Raw genomic sequence first — 17,838 nt, 5'->3', positions numbered from 1 at the left:
GGCAGGATATGACGTATGACATATTTGGCATCTGATACCCGCTACGACTCCATGCCCTACCGCCGCGTGGGGCGCAGCGGCCTGAACCTCCCGGCCATCTCGCTGGGCCTGTGGCATAACTTCGGCGACGACAAGCCGTTCGAGATCCAGCGCGCCATCCTGCGCCGCGCCTTCGACCTGGGCGTCACCCACTTCGACCTCGCCAACAACTACGGCCCGCCCTACGGCAGCGCCGAGACCAACTTTGGCCGTCACTTCAAGGACGACTTCGCCCCGTACCGCGACGAACTGATCATCTCCACCAAGGCCGGCTACGACATGTGGCCGGGCCCCTACGGCAACTTTGGCTCCCGCAAGTACCTGCTGGCCAGCCTGGACCAGTCGCTGGGCCGGATGGGCCTGGACTACGTGGACATCTTCTACAGCCACCGCCCCGACCCCGAGACGCCGATGGAAGAGACCATGGGAGCCCTGGACCAGGCCGTGCGCTCCGGCAAGGCGCTGTACGCCGGCATCTCGTCCTACACCCCGGAACAGACCCTCGAGGCGGCCCGGATCCTCAAGGAACTCGGCACGCCGCTGCTGATCCACCAGCCCAGCTACTCCATGCTCAACCGCTGGACCGAGAACGGCAGCCCCAACCTCTACGAGGCGCTGGAGCAGGTGGGCGCCGGATCCATCGCGTTCTCGCCGCTGGCGCAGGGCATGCTCACGGACCGCTACCTCAAGGGCATTCCGGCCGACTCCCGCGCCGCCCAGGACAAGTCCCTGGACGAATCCATGATCACCGAGGACAACCTGGACCGCGTACGCGGGCTCAACCGGATCGCCGAGAGCCGCGGACAGTCCCTCGCGCAGATGGCCATCGCCTGGATCCTGCGCGAGCAGGGCAAGGGCTCCTCCGTCACGTCCGCACTGGTCGGCGCCTCCAGCGTCCGGCAGCTCGAGGACACCCTGTCTGCGATCAACAACCTGGGCTTCACGGCCGACGAGGTCGACGCGATCGATGAGTTCGCCGTCGAATCCGACATCAACCTGTGGGCCCAGAAGTAGCCAGGACCCGCACTTAACCCGGACTTAACACAAGAGCCGGGGCCGCCGGGGAACAACCGCGGCCCCGGCAGTGTTGACTAGACTACTAAGGGCGCCTCACGGCGCCGTGTCCGCCTGCCGCCGCCGCACAACAGAGTGCGGCCGCGCCGGTCACCCTTGTTCTCAAAAGGAGTTCCGTGTCTTCACATCCGATTCGTGTTGCAATCGTCGGCGTAGGTAACTGCGCCACTTCGCTGGTCCAGGGCGTCCAGTACTACAAAGACGCCGACCCCAAGGCCACGATTCCGGGCCTGATGCACGTGGAGTTCGGCCAGTACCACGTCGGCGACGTCGAGTTCGTTGCCGCGTTTGACGTCGACGGCAAGAAGGTGGGCCAGGACCTGTCCGCCGCCATCCTGGCCAGCGAAAACAACACCATCAAGATCGCCGACGTCCCGCCGACCGGTGTCACCGTCCAGCGCGGCCACACCCTGGACGGCCTTGGCAAGTACTACCTCGAGACCATCGAGCAGTCCCCGGAGGAACCGGTCGACGTCGTCCAGGCCCTCAAGGACGCCAAGGTTGACGTCATGGTCTGCTACCTGCCGGTCGGCTCCCAGCAGGCCGCCGAGTTCTACGCCCAGTGCGCAATCGATGCCGGTGTGGCATTCGTCAACGCCCTGCCCGTGTTCCTGGCCGGCACCAAGGAGTGGGCGGACAAGTTCACCGCGGCGGGCGTGCCGATCGTGGGCGATGACATCAAGAGCCAGATCGGTGCCACCATCACGCACCGCGTCATGGCCAAGCTGTTCGAGGACCGCGGCGTCACCCTGGACCGCACTTACCAGCTGAACGTCGGCGGCAACATGGACTTCAAGAACATGCTCGAGCGCGACCGCCTGGAGTCCAAGAAGATCTCCAAGACCCAGGCCGTGACCTCCAACGTCGAGGCCGAGCTCGCCGCCAAGGACGTCCACATCGGCCCGTCCGACTACGTCCAGTGGCTCGATGACCGGAAATGGGCGTTCGTCCGCCTCGAGGGCCGCAACTTCGGCGACGCCCCGGTGTCCCTCGAATACAAGCTCGAAGTCTGGGACTCGCCCAACTCCGCCGGCGTGATCATCGACGCCATCCGCGCCGCCAAGATCGGCCTGGACCGCGGCATCGGCGGCCCTCTGGTGTCGGCGTCGAGCTACTTCATGAAGTCCCCGCCGGAGCAGTTCAACGACGACCTCGCCCGTGAAAAGGTCGAGGCCTTCATCCGCGGCGACCTGGAGCGCTAACCGCCTCTCCTCTCCCCGGTTGCCCTATCACTTACGGTCCCTAAACCTCTGGTTTGGCCGCTGTAAGTGATAGGGCAACCGGCGTTTAACGGGGACGAAGGGCGGACCGGACTCTTTGGGCCGCGCCGCGGAAGTCATCTGCCAGATCGTCGGCGTTGAATTTGAAATAGCGCCAGCCGGCCGCGTTGAACGATTCGTCGCGTCGGTTGTCCCGGGACTGCTGCTCGCGTGTCAGGTGGTGGCCGCCGTCGTACTGGATGGCCACCCGCTGCGCGCGGTAGCCGAGGTCCGCGGCGGGGGAGTAGGGGTCTTCCGGCACAATCCGGAGCTGCAACTCCGGCTCCGGCAACCCCGCTGCGGTCAGCGCTAGGCGCAGGAATGTCTCGGGGGCCGAGTCGGCACCGGGCCGGATCAGTGCCGTCGCCTCGCGCGCTTTCACGATTCCCTTCAGCTTTGGGTGGCGCTTCAACATTGTGTTCAGCTCGGGAAGGGTGGTCCATGGCTCCGTGCGGCTCTCCAGTCCAGGGCGGGGCCGCCGCACGAGCTGGTCGCCCATCGCCACGAGATCGTCCAGCGGCAGGATACGGGCTAGGTCCAGCCAGGTCCGGGCAGGTGTTGACATCCGGATTCCGTCCAGGACCATGAGCTCGTCGTCGAACGCGAGGACGGTATGCCCCACCACGCCCTCTCGCCGGACCGGCGGCAGGGTCCGGCGCTTGCTGAGATGCAGTTCGCGGCAGCCGCGATACCACGTCGGGAGCCACAGCCCCAGCAGCACGGCGGCCGTGAGGTGCGAAATCCACGCGCCCGGCGTCGCGGCCGACAGGGCACGGGCCAGGCTCCGGATTTCAAACTCCCAGCCCACAGGCACATGGATCAGCCGGCCCGCCGAGGCGAGGTCGGAGGAACGGAGCCGGGCACTGCCCAGGCTCGCAGCCCGCGCCTCGTAGACCGTGAACGGGGCCGCGGAAAGGTGAGCCGGCAGGGGTGCTGGTGGGTGCATGCGGACCATTCTTGTCCGAACGTATGGTCCCCGCTCCGGTTATCCACAGGCCCCTGGTTGCGCTATCACTTGGAGCGGCCAAAGGACCGGAATGGCAACCAAAAGTGATAGCGCAACGGGAGGGGACAGGGGGCGGGGGCGGGAGTTAGAAGAGGCCGACGGGGTTGCCGGCGTCGTCCACGTCCATCCGCATCGCTGCGGGAACCTTGGGCAGGCCGGGCATGGTCATGACCGCGCCGGTGAGGGCCACGATAAAGCCCGCGCCGGTCTTGGGGATCAGGTCCCGGACGTGGATGGTGAAGCCCTTGGGGGCGCCGAGCCGGGCGGCGTCGTCGCTGAAGGAGTACTGGGTCTTCGCCATGCACACGGGCATCCCGGACCAGCCGTTCTTCTCGATCTCCGCCAGCCGTTTGAGCGCGGGCACCGAGAAGTCCACGCCGTCGGCGCCGTAGACCTCCTGCACGATGGTCCGGATCTTGTCCTCGACGGACATGTCCAGCGGGTACAGGTGACGGAAGCTGTGCGGGGTGTCGATCGCGGCCGCAACCTTCGCCGCGAGCTCGTCCCCGCCGTCGCCGCCACCGCCGCGGCCCCAGACATCGGCCACCGCAGCCTGGACCCCCTCCGCGGCGCACCACTGAAGCAGCCAGTCCAGCTCCTCGGCGGTGTCCGTGGCGAATTTGTTGACCGCCACAACCGGGATGATGCCGAACTTCTCGACGTTGCGGATGTGGCGCTGGAGATTGGCGACGCCGGCGGCCAGCGCCCCCACGTTGGGCTCCGTGAACCGGTCTTTCGGCACGCCGCCGTGCATCTTGAGCGCCCGGACGGTGGCCACGAGGACGACGGCGGACGGGGCGACGTCGGCCATCCGCGACTTGATGTCCATGTACTTTTCGGCACCGAGGTCCGCGCCGAAGCCGGCCTCGGTGACCACGATGTCCGCGAGGCTGCGGGCCGTCTGCGTGGCGATCAGGGAGTTGCAGCCGTGGGCGATGTTGGCGAAGGGCCCGCCGTGCACCAGCGCCGGGGTGCCGGCGATGGTCTGTACGAGATTCGGCTTGATCGCGTCTTTGAGCAGCATGGTCAGGGCGCCCTGGACGCCGAGGTCGGCCACCGTGACGGGCTGCCGGTCGTAGGTGTAGCCGAACGTGATCCGGCCCAGCCGTTCGCGCAAATCGTTCAGGTCCGTGGCGAGGCAGAACACGGCCATGATCTCCGATGCCACCGTGATGTCGAAGCCGTCCTGCCGCGGGGTGCCCTGGGCCGGCCCGCCCAGGCCGATCACCACCTCCCGGAGGGACCGGTCGTTCATGTCCAGGACCCGCTTGAACGTCATCCGGCGCGGATCGATGTTGAGCTCGTTGCCCTGGAAGATGTGGTTGTCCACGAGGGCCATGAGGGCGTTGTTCGCCGAGGTGATGGCGTGGAAGTCGCCGGTGAAGTGCAGGTTGATCTGGTCCATCGGCAGCACCTGGGAGTAGCCGCCGCCGGTGGCGCCGCCCTTCATGCCCAGGATGGGGCCGAGCGAGGGTTCGCGCAGCGCGATCATCACGCGGTGCCCGGCACGGGCCAGGGAATCAGCGAGCCCCACCGTGGTGGTGGACTTGCCCTCGCCGGCCGGGGTGGGCGACATCGCGGAGACCAGCACCACCTTGCCGGGGGCCCGCATGGGGGCGCCCGCCGGAACGGTCAGCTTCGCCGGATCGATCTTGGCCTTGTAGGGTCCGTACAGTTCCAGCGCGTCCGGGTTGATGCCGGCGGCCGCCGCAATCTCCCCGATCGGCTTCATGACTGCCCGCTGGGCAATCTCCAGGTCACTGGGCACGTTGTTCCCGGCAGTGGTGGTCTCAGACATCGTTGTCCTTCGGCTCGTGGCGTCGGCGGGTTGGTCCCGGCCCGGTGTTGCCGGGCGGGGGCGGGGCGGATCCGGTTCAGGGCGTGTGGCCCACCGGGATGGTCAGGCTTCCAAAATACTGGCTCACGGCGGTGTGGTAGCTGTCCAGCGTGATGGCGGCGGTGTGCTGCCAGCCGAAATCCTCCGCGTGGAGCGCCGCGGTGTGCCCCATGTCGGTGCGCGTTTGGGGGTCGTCGAAGAGCTCTTCGAGGGCGTCCGCCCAGTCGCTGGCCTTGTGACCCTCGATCAGCATCCCCGTCCGGCCGTCCTGGACGGCGCGGGAGAGGCCGCCCACTTTCGTGGCGAGGACGGGCGTCCCGCAGGCCTGCGCCTCCAAGGCCACCAGACCGAAGGATTCGCTGTAGGAGGGCATCACCACGACGTCGGCCGACCGGTACCAGCCGGCCAGCTCCGGGGCGTTCACCGGCGGATGGTGGGTGGCGACGTCGTCCATTCCGGCGGCGGTGATCAGCGCCTTGAGATTGAAGTCCTTGGCGCCGCTGACGGCCCCCAGGATGGTCAGCTGCAGGTCGATGTCCGGACGCCGGGAACGCAGGAGCGCGGCCGCCTTGATCAGGATCTGCGGGCCCTTGAGCCGCTGGATCCGGCCCGCGAAGAGCAGATGGAACTTGCCCGGGACGACGCCGTGCTGGGCCCGGGCGCGGTTCCTGAAGGACGGCGTGAAGACCGCCAAGTCCACCCCCGGCGGCGCGACGTCGATGCGGTCGATGTCGGCGTTATAGTGCGAGACCAGCTCGGCCGCTTCGGTGCCGGTATTGGCGATCAGCCGGGTTGCGCCGTCGACAATCCGGTGCTCGCCGTCCTCACGCCGCCGCGGTTCGGGCTGCTCGCCGGACTCGAGGAGCTGGTTCTTGACCTTCGCCATCGTGTGCATGGTGTGGACGAGAGGCAGCCGCCACAGCTCTGCGAGCTCCAGCCCGGCCACCCCGGACACCCAGTAGTGGGAATGGATGACGTCATACCGGCCGTGCGGCTGGAGCTGGCGGATCCGGTCGATCTCGGCGACCATGCTGTGCAGCAGCCCTGGGAGCTCCTCCTTGGGCAGCTTCCGTGGCGGGCCGGCGAGGACGTTGTGTACGCACACGCCCGGGGACGGGTGTTCGACGGCGGGCTGCGTGGCCGAGGTGGACCGGGTGAAGATCTCCACTTCCACGCCGGTCTCGGCCAGGGCCGCGGCCAGTGCCCGGACGTACACGTTCATTCCGCCGGCGTCGCCGGAGCCGGGCTGCTCCATGGGCGAGGTGTGCAGGGAAAGGAAAGCGACGCGGCGGATCAGCGACACGGTTCCCCTTTCCTCTGCAGACTGCATGTCGATAAAACATTACTCCTGAAGTGCCGGCTGGTTCACGGCTCCGTTCCCGGACCGCGCCACGGGTCCGTTCCCAGACCAGGGCTTACTGCTAACGTGGCCGCTGTGAGCGCAACGACAGAACCTGAACGTGCAGCCGGCTGGTCAATCCGGGAGGCCCGCGCGGAGGACTGGCCGGGGATCTGGGCGATCCTGGAACCGGTCATCCGGGCCGGGGAGACTTTTACCTGGGACCGGGACACCGCGGAGGACGAGGCCCGCGGGCGCTGGTTCAAGCAGGCGCCGGGCCAGACGTTCGTCGCTGTCGCCGACGGGCCCGGCGACAGCGACAGTGACCGGACAGGGGGTGCCATCCTTGGCACCGGCGAGCTGCACCCCAACCAGGGCGGCGGCGGCAGCCATGTCGCCAATGCGGGCTACATGGTCCATCCCGCCCAGGCCGGCCGCGGACTGGCCCGGGCCCTCTGCGCCTATTCGCTCGAGGCCGCGCGCGACGCCGGCTTCCGGGCCATGCAGTTCAACGCCGTGGTGGAGAGCAATGTCCGGGCCGTTGCCGCCTGGAAATCCATGGGTTTCGAAGTGCTCGCGACCATTCCCGAGGCGTTCAACCACCCGGAACTGGGCTATGTGGGCCTGCATGTGATGTACCGAAAGCTGTAGGGGTTCTGGCCCGCTGGCCGCGGATCGTTACCGCCGCGGGTCGTTACTGGCCGCGAGCGTTCCTGCCCCGGGCCGTTACTGGCCGCCGTGCCAGAGACGGCCCAGCTCCGGGAACGCGGCTTCATAACCGGCCAGCAGTTTGCCGGCGAGGACCTCCGAATCCACCAGCGGATGCCTGGCGAACGCGGCGAGGGCTGCCTCCCGCCGTCCGGCCGTCGCCGCCTCCACCACGAGCCGTTCGACTTCCTTGACGCGCCGCATCAGCTCCAGTTGTGCCGGTGCGGGACGATCCTGCGGGACCGGCACAGCGCCGTCGGGCGTCACCGTGCACGGAACTTCGACGACGGCGTCGGCCGGCAATCCCGGCACCGCCGGCACCGCCTGCGCCGCTGACCCGGCGGCGCCCGCTTCCGGTGCCGCGGACCCGGCGGCGTTGACAGTGTTGCGCGTGTTGAGGATCAGGTCCGCCGCGCCGCCTCCGGAGAGGGCGCGCATGGCCGCCAGGGCCACCCGCTCGTAGCCGCCGCCCGCGAGGTCGGTCTCGTCACGGCGTTCCCCGGAGGCGCGGGCTTCAGCGAGATAGCCTTCCTCGCGTGAGAGCCGGGCGGCGTCCCAAAGTGCAAAAGCATCCGGTCCGGCGGCAGCCAGCCGGGGATAGAGCTCGGCCTGCTGCCGGGCGATGGATTCCCCTCGGGTCTGCTCTGCTGCGCGCATGCCGGCCACCGCTCGAGCGGTGTCGTAGTAGTAGAAGAGGTATTCGTTCGGCAGGCAGCCGAGCTCGGCCAGCAACCCGGGCGGGAACAACCGGCCTTCCTCGAATCCTGACAGCGCTGCAGGGTCCGCGAGCAGCTCCGGGAGGGCGTCCCGGCCTCCGTCCTCCAGCCGGTATAGCCAGCCGAGGTGGTTCAGGCCGTAGTAGCCCACGCCGTCGAGCGTTCCTTCCGGCAGGGCGACGCCGGCAGCCCGCGCCGCGCGGTGCACCAGGCCGCTGGCGGAGTCGCAAATTCCGATCACCTTGGGCCCGAGCACCGGGGCCAGGGCCTCGGTGACCATGCCGGCGGGGTTGGTGAAATTGAGCAGCCACGCCGCGGGGCAGCGGCTCCGCATTTCCTCCGCGAGCCGCAGCATCGGCGGAATGGACCGCAGAGCGTAAGAGATGCCGCCGGGGCCTGTGGTTTCCTGGCCCAGGAGTCCGAGGTCCAGGGCGATCCGCTCGTCGGCGGTCCGCCCGGCCGTGCCGCCGGGCCGGATGGCGGCGAAGACCATGTCTGCGCCGTCGAGGGCCTCGGGGAGCGAGGACACGGCACGGACCTGAGGGCCGGAACCCGGCGGACCCTGCTGGGCCAGGGAGGCCAGGACCGCCTCGATGGCCGCCAGCCTGGCGGGATCGACGTCGTAGAGCACCAGCTCCCGCACCAGCCCCGCGAAAGGGCCGGTAGAGAGCGCCCGGTAAACCAGGGGGACCCGGAACCCGCCCCCGCCGGCGATCGTGAGCCGCATGCGGACAGTCTATTCCCCGCAGGCCAGGGCCCCGGTTCCTGCGGTTTCCCTCGACGGCGGTACAGCGTAGTGTGCCGTATATGGACGCGACCCCGGCGCGGCGCTTTGATCCGCTCTCTGCCGTCCGCAGCCCGGCCGCGGACGGGTTCGACCTGCTCCTGACCGGGACGGTGTTCCAGGACATTATCTTCACCGGGCTGCCCCACGCGCCGCAGCCCGGAACGGAAATCTGGAGCGACGGGATGGGCAGCTGCCCCGGGGGTGTCGCCAACCAGGCGATCGCCGCGTCCCGGCTGGGACTGCGGACCGGTCTTGCCGCCGCGTTCGGCGATGACGGCTACGGCGACTACAACTGGAAGATCCTCGCCGCCCAGGAACATGTGGACCTGTCCCYGTCGCGGCGTGTGCCGGGCTGGCATTCGCCCGTCACGGTGTCCTTGAGCGTGGAGAAGGACCGGTCCATGGTGACGCACGGGCACCCGGCACCGGTGACCTCCACCGAGCTGGTCGGATGCCCGCCGCCGGCGATCGCAGCCGTTGCGGAGCTGGGGGAGGAACTCGAACCGTGGGCTGTCGACGCGCACAAGAACGGCGTCCTGCTGTTTGGCGATGTCGGCTGGGACCCCACCGGCGCGTGGTCCTCGACCCGGCTGGACAACCTGAAGTACTTCCACGCCTTCATGCCGAACCAGCATGAGGCTATGAACTTCACCGGCCGCGACGACCCCTGGTCCGCGCTGTACTCGCTCGCAGAGAGGGTTCCGGTGGCGGTGGTCACCCTCGGCGCCCAGGGGTCCATGGCCGTGGATTCGGAAACGGGGGAGGAAGAGTGGGTCCCGTCCCTGCCTGTCCGGGCCTACGATCCCACCGGTGCCGGTGACTGCTTCGGTGCGGCATTCATTGTCGGTTCCCTGGCCCGCTGGCCGCTGGGAGACCGGCTCCGCTTCGCCAATCTGTGCGCCGCCCTGGCCGTCCAGGAGGTTGGCGGCTCACTTGCCGCACCCGGCTGGGGGGACATTGCCGACTGGTGGCAGCGGGCCAACGCCCGGAAGGAACGGCAGGGCAGCCAATGGCTTCGCCGCTACCGCTTCCTGGAAGAGATCGTGCGCGATGTCCCGCCCGAGGCGCAGCGGCGGGCGACGGCGACCATCGCCCACCTGTCCGACGCGTAGACGGGCCGGGGGGCCCTGGGCGGGGCCGTTGCTGTTACCACTGGACATGTCCTCCGTTCAAGCCAAATGCGTGGACCCGTGCCCGTTGTGCGCATTCGTGGGTCGTCGAGCGCGACAAATCCGTGCGATCGCGAATATGTCGACCGCGAGTCCAGCGACGAGGAGACCCGGCCGAGACCTAGCTGGCGGGGTCGTATTGGAAAGCGCGCACTTCCTGCGCGCAACGGCAGGCGACCGCGATCGTCGCGGCCCACTCCAAGGCCGCATCGTACGAGGGCAGCTCCAGCACCGAGTAGCCGCCTTCGAGCTGTGTCGTCTGCGGGTGGGTGCCCTCGCTCACCGTCCCATCGCCGTCGACCATGACGGGCGGGATGCTCTCATCGATGCCGCCGCCGAACACCCAGACGCCGGCGTCCTTCGCCTCCTGAACGACCGCATGCGCCGCATCCGAAACGGCCTGCAGGTCTTCGTCAGGAAAGACCATGGCGGCACTCGGAAACGAGATCAGATACTTGGTCATCGCGTCGACTCCTTCCTCACAGCACGGGCGATCACATTCATCCTCGCCGATGCCATCGTGCCGCGCAAAGATCTCGGCGGTCCCGCGGATGCCGGTGCCCGCTCACGGATCCGCCTCAACATCGGAGGTTTCTAACGATCCGAATCGTGTGCTTATAGGGCCCCTTCACCGGCTGCTGGACCGGAACCCAGCTTTGCGCCTATCCGCGTCGGCCGTCACGGGGATCGGCGCGCTACGCACGTGCGTTCTGACGTCCGGGCAGCACGTCGTCGCGTTAGATTGGTCCCAGCACATCTGACCAGGAGGCCCGCATGCCGTACATCGTTGACTTCGAGAACGTTTCTACTGTCGGCTTGGAATCGTCTCCTGTCGCCGAGGCCTTGGCCGGGTTGCGCGCCAACGAGGGCCGCTATTACCGGAACAAGTACGGCCACGTCTTCACCGTGAGCCCTGCAGACGAGGTGCCTGAGGTGGTCGACAGGGTGAGCCGCATCCTCAGGGACGAGCGTGACATCGTCATCGGCTCCCGCCCGCTCGAAGCGACCGCGTTCGAAGTCGACGGTTTGCGGATGGCTTATGTGTTCTACGAGTCGGGGCTGTCGATCAACGTCATGTACAGCATCGAGGAAGGCGGGAAGCGAGCGGTCGGATTCAAACTTGCCGAGGGCATGGAGATTCCGGAGGAACTGGCCTCACGCTTCAAGTTCGCTCGCCAGAAGTCGAAGCTGGCGGGCGTTATCCGCGGCTCTTACTTCGTCATTAAGGGCGAGTACTGACCGGGCTCACCGCCGCGTCTTGGGCGACGCCGCGACCGCTGCGGGCTGGCGTCCCGCACCGGCGGGACTCAGGCCAGCATCGCGGTGTTTGTCGGAGAAGGGGCAGTCTGCCAATCCTTCGGATTGTTCAATCAGGGCGCCGGAAGGATTTCGCCGATGATTGTGTTGGGAATCCCCGTCGGCTCCGTCCCTTCGGACGGATCGACAAGATGAGCACCGGAGGATGGACCTCATGTCACATGTACGACGTTTCGATCATGTCGGTATCACTGTTGCCGATCTCAACGCGGTGACGGCGTTCTTCGTCGGGCTGGGTCTCGAGGTCGAGGGCACGCGGATGTTCGTGGAGGGCGAGTTCCTCGACACGGTCATCGGCATCCCCGACTCCCGCACCGAGATCGTCATGCTGCGGCCGCCCGACGGAGGTACCCGGGTGGAGCTCTCGAGCTTTGTCCGGCCCGACCACCAGCCCGGATCGCCCGCGGCGATGGCCAATGAGTTGGGGCTGCGCAACGTGGCCTTCGAGGTCGACGACCTCCAGGGGACCGTCGACCGGCTGGCCGCGGACGGCTACGGGCTGGTCGGCGGCATCGGCCAGTACGAGCACATCTGGCGCATGGCCTATGTGCGCGGTCCGGAGGGGATTATCGTGTCCCTGGCCGAGCGGATCGGCTGACCGCTGTCCGCCAAACCAGCGATGCAGCACGAAGGGGCGATGCAAACCCTGTGAATCTTAAATCAGCCAGTCTCGCAATCGTTCGTTCGCCGTGAACGGCCCACAATAAACACCACGTTCAGGTAGGTGTTGCGACGTTCACGAGAGAGCACTCTGTACCCGTTGTGCATTCGTGGGCGTGAAGAATGGGCATGTCCCGCGGTGGGTGCCGGTCCGGGTTGCTGCCACCTGTGGGCATGTCCTCTGCTGGGGCCGAGGCGTGGGCCTGTTCCCGTTGTGCGCATTCGTGGGCGTGAAGAATGGGCATGTCCCGCGGGGAGGAAGGGCATGTCCAGTTGTGGCCGGGGCCTCCGATTATTTGGCCCGCGGCGCCGCGCCTAGAATCGTTAAGTGACTTACCAAGCAGCAACAGGCGATCTCCTGCCCGGATCGGCGGCAGTGCCGGCCCACGCTGAGGAGCGCTCGGCCGTAATCGACCTCGACGCCATCCGGCACAACGTCCGCCGCCTCGCAGCCGTGGCCTCACCCGCGCAGGTCATGGCCGTGGTCAAGGCCGACGCCTACGGGCACGGTGCCGTCCAGGTGGCCCGGGCGGCCCTCGGTGCGGGGGCCAGTTGGCTGGGCGTGGCCCACATCTCCGAGGCCCTCGCCCTGCGCGCCGCCGGGATCGAGGCGCCGCTGCTGGCCTGGCTGCACACCCCGGACAGCAACTTCGCCGCCGCAGTGGCCGCCGGAATCGACATCGGCTGCTCGGGCTGGGAACTGGACCGGATCGTGGCCGCCGCCCGCGAACAGGAACGGCCCGCCCGCGTTCATCTGAAGGTCGACACCGGGCTCGGCCGCAACGGCGCCACCCTCGACGCCTGGGACAGCCTGGTGGGTGAAGCCATGGAACACCAGGACCAGGGCCTGCTCCGGGTCGTGGGGATCTTCTCCCATCTGGCCGTCGCCGACGAACCCGAACGGCCCGAAACCGACGAGCAGCTCGCCGCGTTCCGTCAGGTCCTCGCAGTTGCCCAGGACGCCGGCGTGGACCCCGAGGTCCGCCACCTGGCCAACACCCCGGCCGCCCTCTCCCGGCCGGACACCCACTTTGACCTGGTCCGCGTGGGCCTGGGCCTGTACGGGCTGTCCCCGTTCGAAGGACAAACCCCGGCCGAGCTCGGTCTGCGCCCGGCCATGACGGTCCGCACTGTGGTTTCGCACTGCAAGGACGTGCCCGCCGGGCAGGGCGTTTCCTACGGCCTGAATTACCGCACGGACGGCGTCAGCACCCTCGGGCTCATCCCGCTGGGCTACGCCGACGGCGTGCCGCGCATTGCCACCGGCGGTCCGGTCCGGGTCGAGGGCGTGAACTATCCGGTCGTAGGGCGCATCGCGATGGACCAGATGGTGATCGACCTCGGCCCCCGCCATGTGGCGGCCGGAGGCCCGAGCATCCTCGGGGCCGAGGCGGTGCTGTTCGGCGACGGCGCCGACGGCGGACCCACGGCCGATGACTGGGCCAGGGCTGCCGGCACCAACAACTACGAGATCGTCACCAGGATCAGCCCCCGGGTGCCGCGCCGCTACCTCAACGAAGAACCCTCCGCCGGCGAAGAGCGGCCGTGAGCGGGCCCGCGTGGGAACGGAGCCTTGAGGTCCGGACGGCGGCGCAGACGCACGCGCTCGCCGCGGCCCTCGGCGCCGTGCTGGAAACGGGCGACCTGCTGGTCCTGACCGGCGAACTGGGTGCGGGCAAGACCACCTTCACGCAGGGGCTGGGGGAAGGACTGGGCGTGCGGGCAGGCATCATTTCGCCGACCTTTGTCCTGGTGCGGATCCACCCCAATCTGCCCGGAGGACCCCGGCCGGGCGGGCCGGACCTGGTGCATGTGGACGCCTACCGGCTGGAGTCGGCCGCCGAAATCGATGACATCGATCTCGAAAACACCATGGACAGCGCCGTGACGGTGGTCGAATGGGGCCGCGGCCGGGTTGAGCACCTGAGCGACAGCCGGCTTGAGGTGGAACTCCACCGGCCGCGCGGGGGCGCCGCGGGCATAGGCGCCGCGGGCATGCCCGCCGTGGCCCAGCCCGCCGGGGCACCGCGCGCGGCGGCCGATTCCGCTGCCGATCCCGGCGTGCTGGATTTCGACACGGACGACGACGACGAGCCGCGGTCCGTGGTGATCCGCGGCTTCGGCCCGCGCTGGGCCGAAGCGCCGGCGCTGCCCGGCGTCGTCGAGCCCGTGCCCGCCAGCGGATCCGGGCCCGCCACCGCACCCGTGCCCGTCACCGCACCCGGACCCGTCACCGCACCCGGGCCCGCCACCGCACCCGGGCCCGCCACCGAGCCCGTGCCCGAGACCACGCCCCAGACCCCGGAACGGAACTCCTGATGCTGATCCTCGCCATCGACACCTCGGCCGTCGCCAGCGCCGCGCTGGTCTCCGATGACGCGCCGGAATCCGTGCTCGCCAGCTTCGCCACCGCAGACACGCGCACCCACGCGGAGGTCCTGGCCCCGGGGATCGACGAGCTCCTGGCCGAGGCCGGCGTCAGCGGCCGCGACGTCGACGCAATCGTCACCGGCGTCGGCCCCGGACCGTTCACGGGACTGCGTTCCGGGATCGTCACCGCCCGCACCCTCGCCTTTGTCTGGGGCAAGCCGCTGTACGGCGTCATGAGCCTGGACGCGATCGCCCTGGAAGTAGCCGAATCCACCGACTCGGCCGCGGAGTTCATTGTCGCCACCGATGCGCGCCGCAAGGAAGTGTACTGGGCCCGGTATACCCTCTCCGATGCCCAGCTGCCGCACCTGGCGGACGGGCCGCACGTGGGATTCGCCGCGGATCTGCCGGACCTGCCCGTCTACGGTGCCGGGGCCGGAATCTACTCCGACGTCGTCAAGGCGGTCACCGAATTCAGCACCCGGCAGCCGGAGGCCCTCTCGCTGGGCCAGTTCGCGCTCGCCCGGCTCGCAGCGGGGGAACAGCTCCTGGACTCCACCCCCCTGTACCTGCGCGAATCCGACGCCCAGGTGCCCGGACCAAGGAAGCGTGCCCTGTGAGCCCGGAACGCGCCGCGCCGCGCAGGCTGCCCGGCGGGGTTACCCTGCGGGACATGGACGCCGCGGACATCCCCGCCGTCCACGCGCTGGAACGCCGGCTCTTTCCCGTGGATGCCTGGCCGCTGCAGATGTTCCACGACGAGCTGGCGCAGACGGACACCCGCCGCTACCTCGTGGCGGAGGTCCACGGAGGGATCGTGGGCTACGCCGGACTCATGTGCATCGAACCGATCTCGGACGTCCAGACCATCGCCGTGGTGCCCGAGCAGGAAGGAAAGGGCATCGGCTCTGCCCTGCTCACCGAGCTGATCGTGGAGAGCCGACGCCGCCGCGCCCAGGACGTGCTGCTGGAGGTCAGGGCGGACAACCCCCGCGCCCAGGAGCTCTACCGACGCTTCGGCTTCGAACAGATCCACGTCCGGCCCCGCTATTACCGCGACGGCGTCGACGCCCTGATCATGCGGCTCCAGCTGCCCCGCGAACCACTTAGCCCCCAGCCAGAGGAAGCAGGCCGACCATGAACCGCACCCAGCCGCTCGTGCTCGGCATCGAGTCCTCCTGTGACGAAACCGGCGTCGGCATCGTCCGGGGGACCGCTCTGCTGACGAACACCGTCTCGTCCTCCATGGACGAACACGTCCGCTTCGGCGGGGTGATTCCCGAGATCGCCTCCCGGGCCCACCTCGACGCGTTCGTCCCCACCCTCGAGGAGGCCCTCGCCGAGGCGGACGTAACGCTCGCGGACATCGACGCGATCGCCGTCACCTCCGGGCCGGGCCTGGCGGGGGCCCTCATGGTGGGGGTGTGCGCGGCCAAGGCGCTCGCCGTCGCCACCGGAAAACCCCTCTACGCCATCAACCACCTGGTCGCGCATGTCGGCGTCGGACTCCTGCAACAGCGCGCCGGCACAATGACGCTGTCCGGCAACGCGACGCCGTCCGGCGCGCCGTCGCCGCAAACCCCGCCGCACGCCCTGCCGGAGAACATGGGCGCGCTGCTGGTGTCCGGCGGCCACACCGAGATCCTGCGGATCCGGAGCATTACGGACGACGTCGAGCTGCTGGGCTCCACGATCGACGACGCAGCCGGCGAAGCGTATGACAAGGTGGCGCGGCTCCTGGGCCTGGGCTACCCGGGCGGTCCGGCGATCGACAAACTCGCGCGCACCGGCAACGCCAAGGCCATCCGGTTCCCGCGCGGCCTCACCCAGCCCAAGTACATGGGGACCGCCGAGGCGCCCGGGCCGCACCGCTACGACTGGTCCTTCAGCGGGCTCAAGACCGCCGTCGCCCGCTGCGTTGAACAGTTCGAGGCCAGCGGCGAGGAGGTCCCCGTGGCGGACATCGCCGCGGCCTTCCAGGAAGCCGTGGTGGACGTCATTACCTCCAAAGCGGTGCTCGCCTGCCGCGAAAACGGGATCACGGAGGTCCTTCTGGGTGGAGGCGTCGCCGCCAACTCGCGGCTGCGCCAGCTCACCGAGCAACGCTGCAGTGCCGCCGGGATCCGGCTGACGGTGCCGCCGCTGCCGCTGTGCACCGACAACGGCGCGATGGTGGCGGCCCTCGGGGCCCAACTGGTCATGGCCGGAGTGGAACCGAGCGGAATCGGTTTTGCCCCGGACTCCTCGATGCCGGTCACCACAGTCTCCGCCTGAGGCCTCGACCGCCTAAAGCCGGGTCCGGCCTAAAGCCTGGTCCGGGCGAATCTGAGTCCGCCTCCGTGGAGGCTGTAACAGTCCGGAGCTAGGCGTCCGGCCCCTGCCGCATCTGCTTGACCAGATCCAGGACGACCGCGCGCAGGTCCCCGCCGTGCTCGGCGGCGACCCGGCGTTGGCGCTCGTAGCCGGCGCCGCGCTCGATGATCTTCTCGACGTCGGCCAGTTCGGCGCTGCAGCCGAGCTTCGCCGCCACGGGCTCAAGCCGCTTGAGTGTCTCGCGCAGGTGCTCGGTGACGAGCTGCTCGTTGCCTTCGGCGTCGAGGATGATGATTGCGTCCAGGCCGTACCGGGCCGCGCGCCACTTGTTTTCCTGGACGTGCCACGGCGGCATGGTGGGAATGGTGCCGCCGTTCTCCAGCGTGGTGGAAAATTCGTCGACCAGGCACTGCGTCAATGCCGCGATCGCCCCGACGTCCTCGAGGGTCGCCAGGCCGTCGCAAATGCGCATCTCGATGGTGCCGAGGGCCGGAACGGGGCGGATGTCCCACCGGATCTCGGAGAGGGTGTCGATCACACCGGTGGTGAACATGTCCTGCACGTAGGACTCGTAGTCCTCCCAGCTGGCGAACTGGAACGGCAGCCCGGCGGTGGGCAGCTGCTGGAACATGAGGGCGCGGTGCGAGGCGTAGCCGGTGTCCTCGCCGCCCCAAAACGGGCTGGACGCGGAGAGCGCCTGGAAGTGCGGGAAGTAATTGACCAGGCCGTCCAGAACCGGAAGGACCTTGTCCCGGCTGTCCAGTCCGACGTGCACGTGGACGCCGTAAATGACCATCTGCCGGCCCCACCACTGGGTCCGGTCAATGAGCTTGGCGTAGCGTTCCTTGTCCGTGACGGGCTGGAGCTGTGGCGGGCTGAAGGGATGGCTTCCGGCACAAAAGATCTCCACGCCCATGGGATCGGTAACGTCCCGGACGGCCGCGAGCGAGCTGCTCAGGTCCGCTTTGGCTTCCGCGACGGTGGTGCAGATGCCCGTGACGAGCTCCACGGTGTTGAGCAGCAGTTCCTGCTTGATGTGCGGGTGCTCGTCGTCCTCATTGAGTTCGGGATGCCGGGCAGCGACTCCGCGGAGCACCTGGTTCGCCACGGAGGCCAGCTCACCGGTTTCGGCGTCGACGAGCGCCAGCTCCCATTCCACGCCAAGAGTCGACTGCCTGGATGAAGCGAACTCGATCTTCATGTGGTCCCTTCACTGTTTTGCTGTCACTGGCCGCGGTCCTGGT

Annotated in this window: 17 protein-coding genes; 11 read left to right on the top strand and 6 right to left on the bottom strand. The window is 68.6% G+C overall.

Annotated elements, in window-relative coordinates:
• Positions 1–15: 15 nt before the first annotated feature.
• Entirely contained in the window at positions 16–1,053 is a 1,038-nt protein-coding gene (mgrA, locus tag AC1DR1_RS06675) for an L-glyceraldehyde 3-phosphate reductase (protein ID WP_229992824.1), read from the top strand.
• Between the two features lie 176 nt (positions 1,054–1,229).
• Positions 1,230–2,315: an inositol-3-phosphate synthase gene (locus tag AC1DR1_RS06670; RefSeq protein WP_090575433.1), complete on the top strand. Its 1,086-nt coding sequence runs from the start codon at positions 1,230–1,232 to the stop codon at positions 2,313–2,315.
• 85 nt (positions 2,316–2,400) lie between these two features.
• Here AC1DR1_RS06670 and AC1DR1_RS06665 read toward each other — a convergent pair whose 3' ends face one another.
• From AC1DR1_RS06665 to mshA, 3 genes are all read right to left on the bottom strand, one after another.
• On the bottom strand, positions 2,401–3,318 hold the full coding sequence (locus AC1DR1_RS06665; protein WP_229992825.1) for a DUF559 domain-containing protein: 918 nt from the start codon (positions 3,316–3,318) through the stop codon (positions 2,401–2,403).
• Between the two features lie 145 nt (positions 3,319–3,463).
• Positions 3,464–5,176, bottom strand: coding sequence for a formate--tetrahydrofolate ligase (locus tag AC1DR1_RS06660; protein WP_476992358.1), 1,713 nt, complete (start codon positions 5,174–5,176; stop codon positions 3,464–3,466).
• 76 nt (positions 5,177–5,252) lie between these two features.
• Positions 5,253–6,518 (bottom strand): D-inositol-3-phosphate glycosyltransferase, encoded by a 1,266-nt coding sequence (mshA, locus tag AC1DR1_RS06655; protein WP_229994818.1) that lies wholly within the window; start codon positions 6,516–6,518, stop codon positions 5,253–5,255.
• A gap of 123 nt (positions 6,519–6,641) precedes the next feature.
• Between mshA and AC1DR1_RS06650 the strand changes: the two genes are divergently transcribed.
• Positions 6,642–7,205 carry an N-acetyltransferase family protein gene (locus tag AC1DR1_RS06650; RefSeq protein WP_476966111.1) on the top strand — a complete coding sequence of 188 codons (564 nt, stop codon included), beginning with the start codon at positions 6,642–6,644 and terminating at the stop codon, positions 7,203–7,205.
• Positions 7,206–7,280: 75 nt separating this feature from the next.
• On the opposite strand, the gene AC1DR1_RS06645 is transcribed toward AC1DR1_RS06650, so the two are convergent.
• Entirely contained in the window at positions 7,281–8,705 is a 1,425-nt protein-coding gene (locus AC1DR1_RS06645) for a family 4 glycosyl hydrolase (protein WP_364745604.1), read from the bottom strand.
• A gap of 80 nt (positions 8,706–8,785) precedes the next feature.
• On the opposite strand from AC1DR1_RS06645, the gene AC1DR1_RS06640 reads away from it, so the two are divergent.
• Positions 8,786–9,877, top strand: coding sequence for a carbohydrate kinase family protein (locus AC1DR1_RS06640; protein ID WP_476992357.1), 1,092 nt, complete (start codon positions 8,786–8,788; stop codon positions 9,875–9,877).
• A 178-nt stretch (positions 9,878–10,055) separates the two neighbouring features.
• Here the strand turns inward: AC1DR1_RS06640 and AC1DR1_RS06635 are convergent, their stop codons facing one another.
• Positions 10,056–10,397, bottom strand: coding sequence for a YciI family protein (locus AC1DR1_RS06635; protein ID WP_476992356.1), 342 nt, complete (start codon positions 10,395–10,397; stop codon positions 10,056–10,058).
• Between the two features lie 311 nt (positions 10,398–10,708).
• Here AC1DR1_RS06635 and AC1DR1_RS06630 point away from each other — a divergent pair, with 311 nt between their 5' ends.
• The 7 genes from AC1DR1_RS06630 to tsaD all read left to right on the top strand — a co-directional run bounded on the left by AC1DR1_RS06630 (position 10,709) and on the right by tsaD (position 16,555).
• Entirely contained in the window at positions 10,709–11,173 is a 465-nt protein-coding gene (locus AC1DR1_RS06630; protein WP_229994810.1) for a phage tail protein, read from the top strand.
• 232 nt (positions 11,174–11,405) lie between these two features.
• Positions 11,406–11,849 (top strand): VOC family protein, encoded by a 444-nt coding sequence (locus AC1DR1_RS06625; RefSeq protein WP_364745610.1) that lies wholly within the window; start codon positions 11,406–11,408, stop codon positions 11,847–11,849.
• Between the two features lie 390 nt (positions 11,850–12,239).
• The gene (gene alr, locus AC1DR1_RS06620; protein ID WP_364745612.1) at positions 12,240–13,460 is read left to right on the top strand and encodes an alanine racemase; all 1,221 of its coding nucleotides are present in this window, start codon (positions 12,240–12,242) and stop codon (positions 13,458–13,460) included.
• Positions 13,457–14,230: a tRNA (adenosine(37)-N6)-threonylcarbamoyltransferase complex ATPase subunit type 1 TsaE gene (gene tsaE, locus AC1DR1_RS06615; RefSeq protein ID WP_414645484.1), complete on the top strand. Its 774-nt coding sequence runs from the start codon at positions 13,457–13,459 to the stop codon at positions 14,228–14,230. The genes alr and tsaE overlap by 4 nt, the downstream gene beginning before the upstream one ends.
• Entirely contained in the window at positions 14,230–14,901 is a 672-nt protein-coding gene (gene tsaB / locus AC1DR1_RS06610) for a tRNA (adenosine(37)-N6)-threonylcarbamoyltransferase complex dimerization subunit type 1 TsaB (RefSeq protein WP_229994806.1), read from the top strand. The genes tsaE and tsaB overlap by 1 nt, the downstream gene beginning before the upstream one ends.
• Positions 14,902–14,954: 53 nt before the next feature.
• Positions 14,955–15,422: a ribosomal protein S18-alanine N-acetyltransferase gene (gene rimI, locus AC1DR1_RS06605; RefSeq protein ID WP_229994817.1), complete on the top strand. Its 468-nt coding sequence runs from the start codon at positions 14,955–14,957 to the stop codon at positions 15,420–15,422.
• A complete protein-coding gene (tsaD, locus tag AC1DR1_RS06600; RefSeq protein ID WP_229994805.1) occupies positions 15,419–16,555 on the top strand; it encodes a tRNA (adenosine(37)-N6)-threonylcarbamoyltransferase complex transferase subunit TsaD in 1,137 nt (378 codons plus the stop codon). The genes rimI and tsaD overlap by 4 nt, the downstream gene beginning before the upstream one ends.
• Before the next feature lie 88 nt (positions 16,556–16,643).
• On the opposite strand, the gene AC1DR1_RS06595 is transcribed toward tsaD, so the two are convergent.
• Entirely contained in the window at positions 16,644–17,795 is a 1,152-nt protein-coding gene (locus AC1DR1_RS06595) for a glutamate--cysteine ligase (protein WP_229994804.1), read from the bottom strand.
• Positions 17,796–17,838 lie beyond the last annotated feature (43 nt).

The organism is Arthrobacter sp. P4_F10, assembly GCF_056401435.1.
Note: the sequence above shows the minus strand (reverse complement) of the source record. Positions and strands in the feature narration are given on the sequence as shown.

Coding starts and splice junctions, on each gene's coding strand:
- mgrA (WP_229992824.1), top strand. CDS start 16: ATGACATATTTGGCATCTGATACCCGCTACGACTCCATGCCCTACCGC.
- AC1DR1_RS06665 (WP_229992825.1), bottom strand. CDS start 3,318: ATGCACCCACCAGCACCCCTGCCGGCTCACCTTTCCGCGGCCCCGTTC.
- AC1DR1_RS06660 (WP_476992358.1), bottom strand. CDS start 5,176: ATGTCTGAGACCACCACTGCCGGGAACAACGTGCCCAGTGACCTGGAG.
- AC1DR1_RS06645 (WP_364745604.1), bottom strand. CDS start 8,705: ATGCGGCTCACGATCGCCGGCGGGGGCGGGTTCCGGGTCCCCCTGGTT.
- AC1DR1_RS06635 (WP_476992356.1), bottom strand. CDS start 10,397: ATGACCAAGTATCTGATCTCGTTTCCGAGTGCCGCCATGGTCTTTCCT.
- AC1DR1_RS06630 (WP_229994810.1), top strand. CDS start 10,709: ATGCCGTACATCGTTGACTTCGAGAACGTTTCTACTGTCGGCTTGGAA.
- AC1DR1_RS06625 (WP_364745610.1), top strand. CDS start 11,406: ATGTCACATGTACGACGTTTCGATCATGTCGGTATCACTGTTGCCGAT.
- tsaB (WP_229994806.1), top strand. CDS start 14,230: ATGCTGATCCTCGCCATCGACACCTCGGCCGTCGCCAGCGCCGCGCTG.
- rimI (WP_229994817.1), top strand. CDS start 14,955: ATGGACGCCGCGGACATCCCCGCCGTCCACGCGCTGGAACGCCGGCTC.
- tsaD (WP_229994805.1), top strand. CDS start 15,419: ATGAACCGCACCCAGCCGCTCGTGCTCGGCATCGAGTCCTCCTGTGAC.
- AC1DR1_RS06595 (WP_229994804.1), bottom strand. CDS start 17,795: ATGAAGATCGAGTTCGCTTCATCCAGGCAGTCGACTCTTGGCGTGGAA.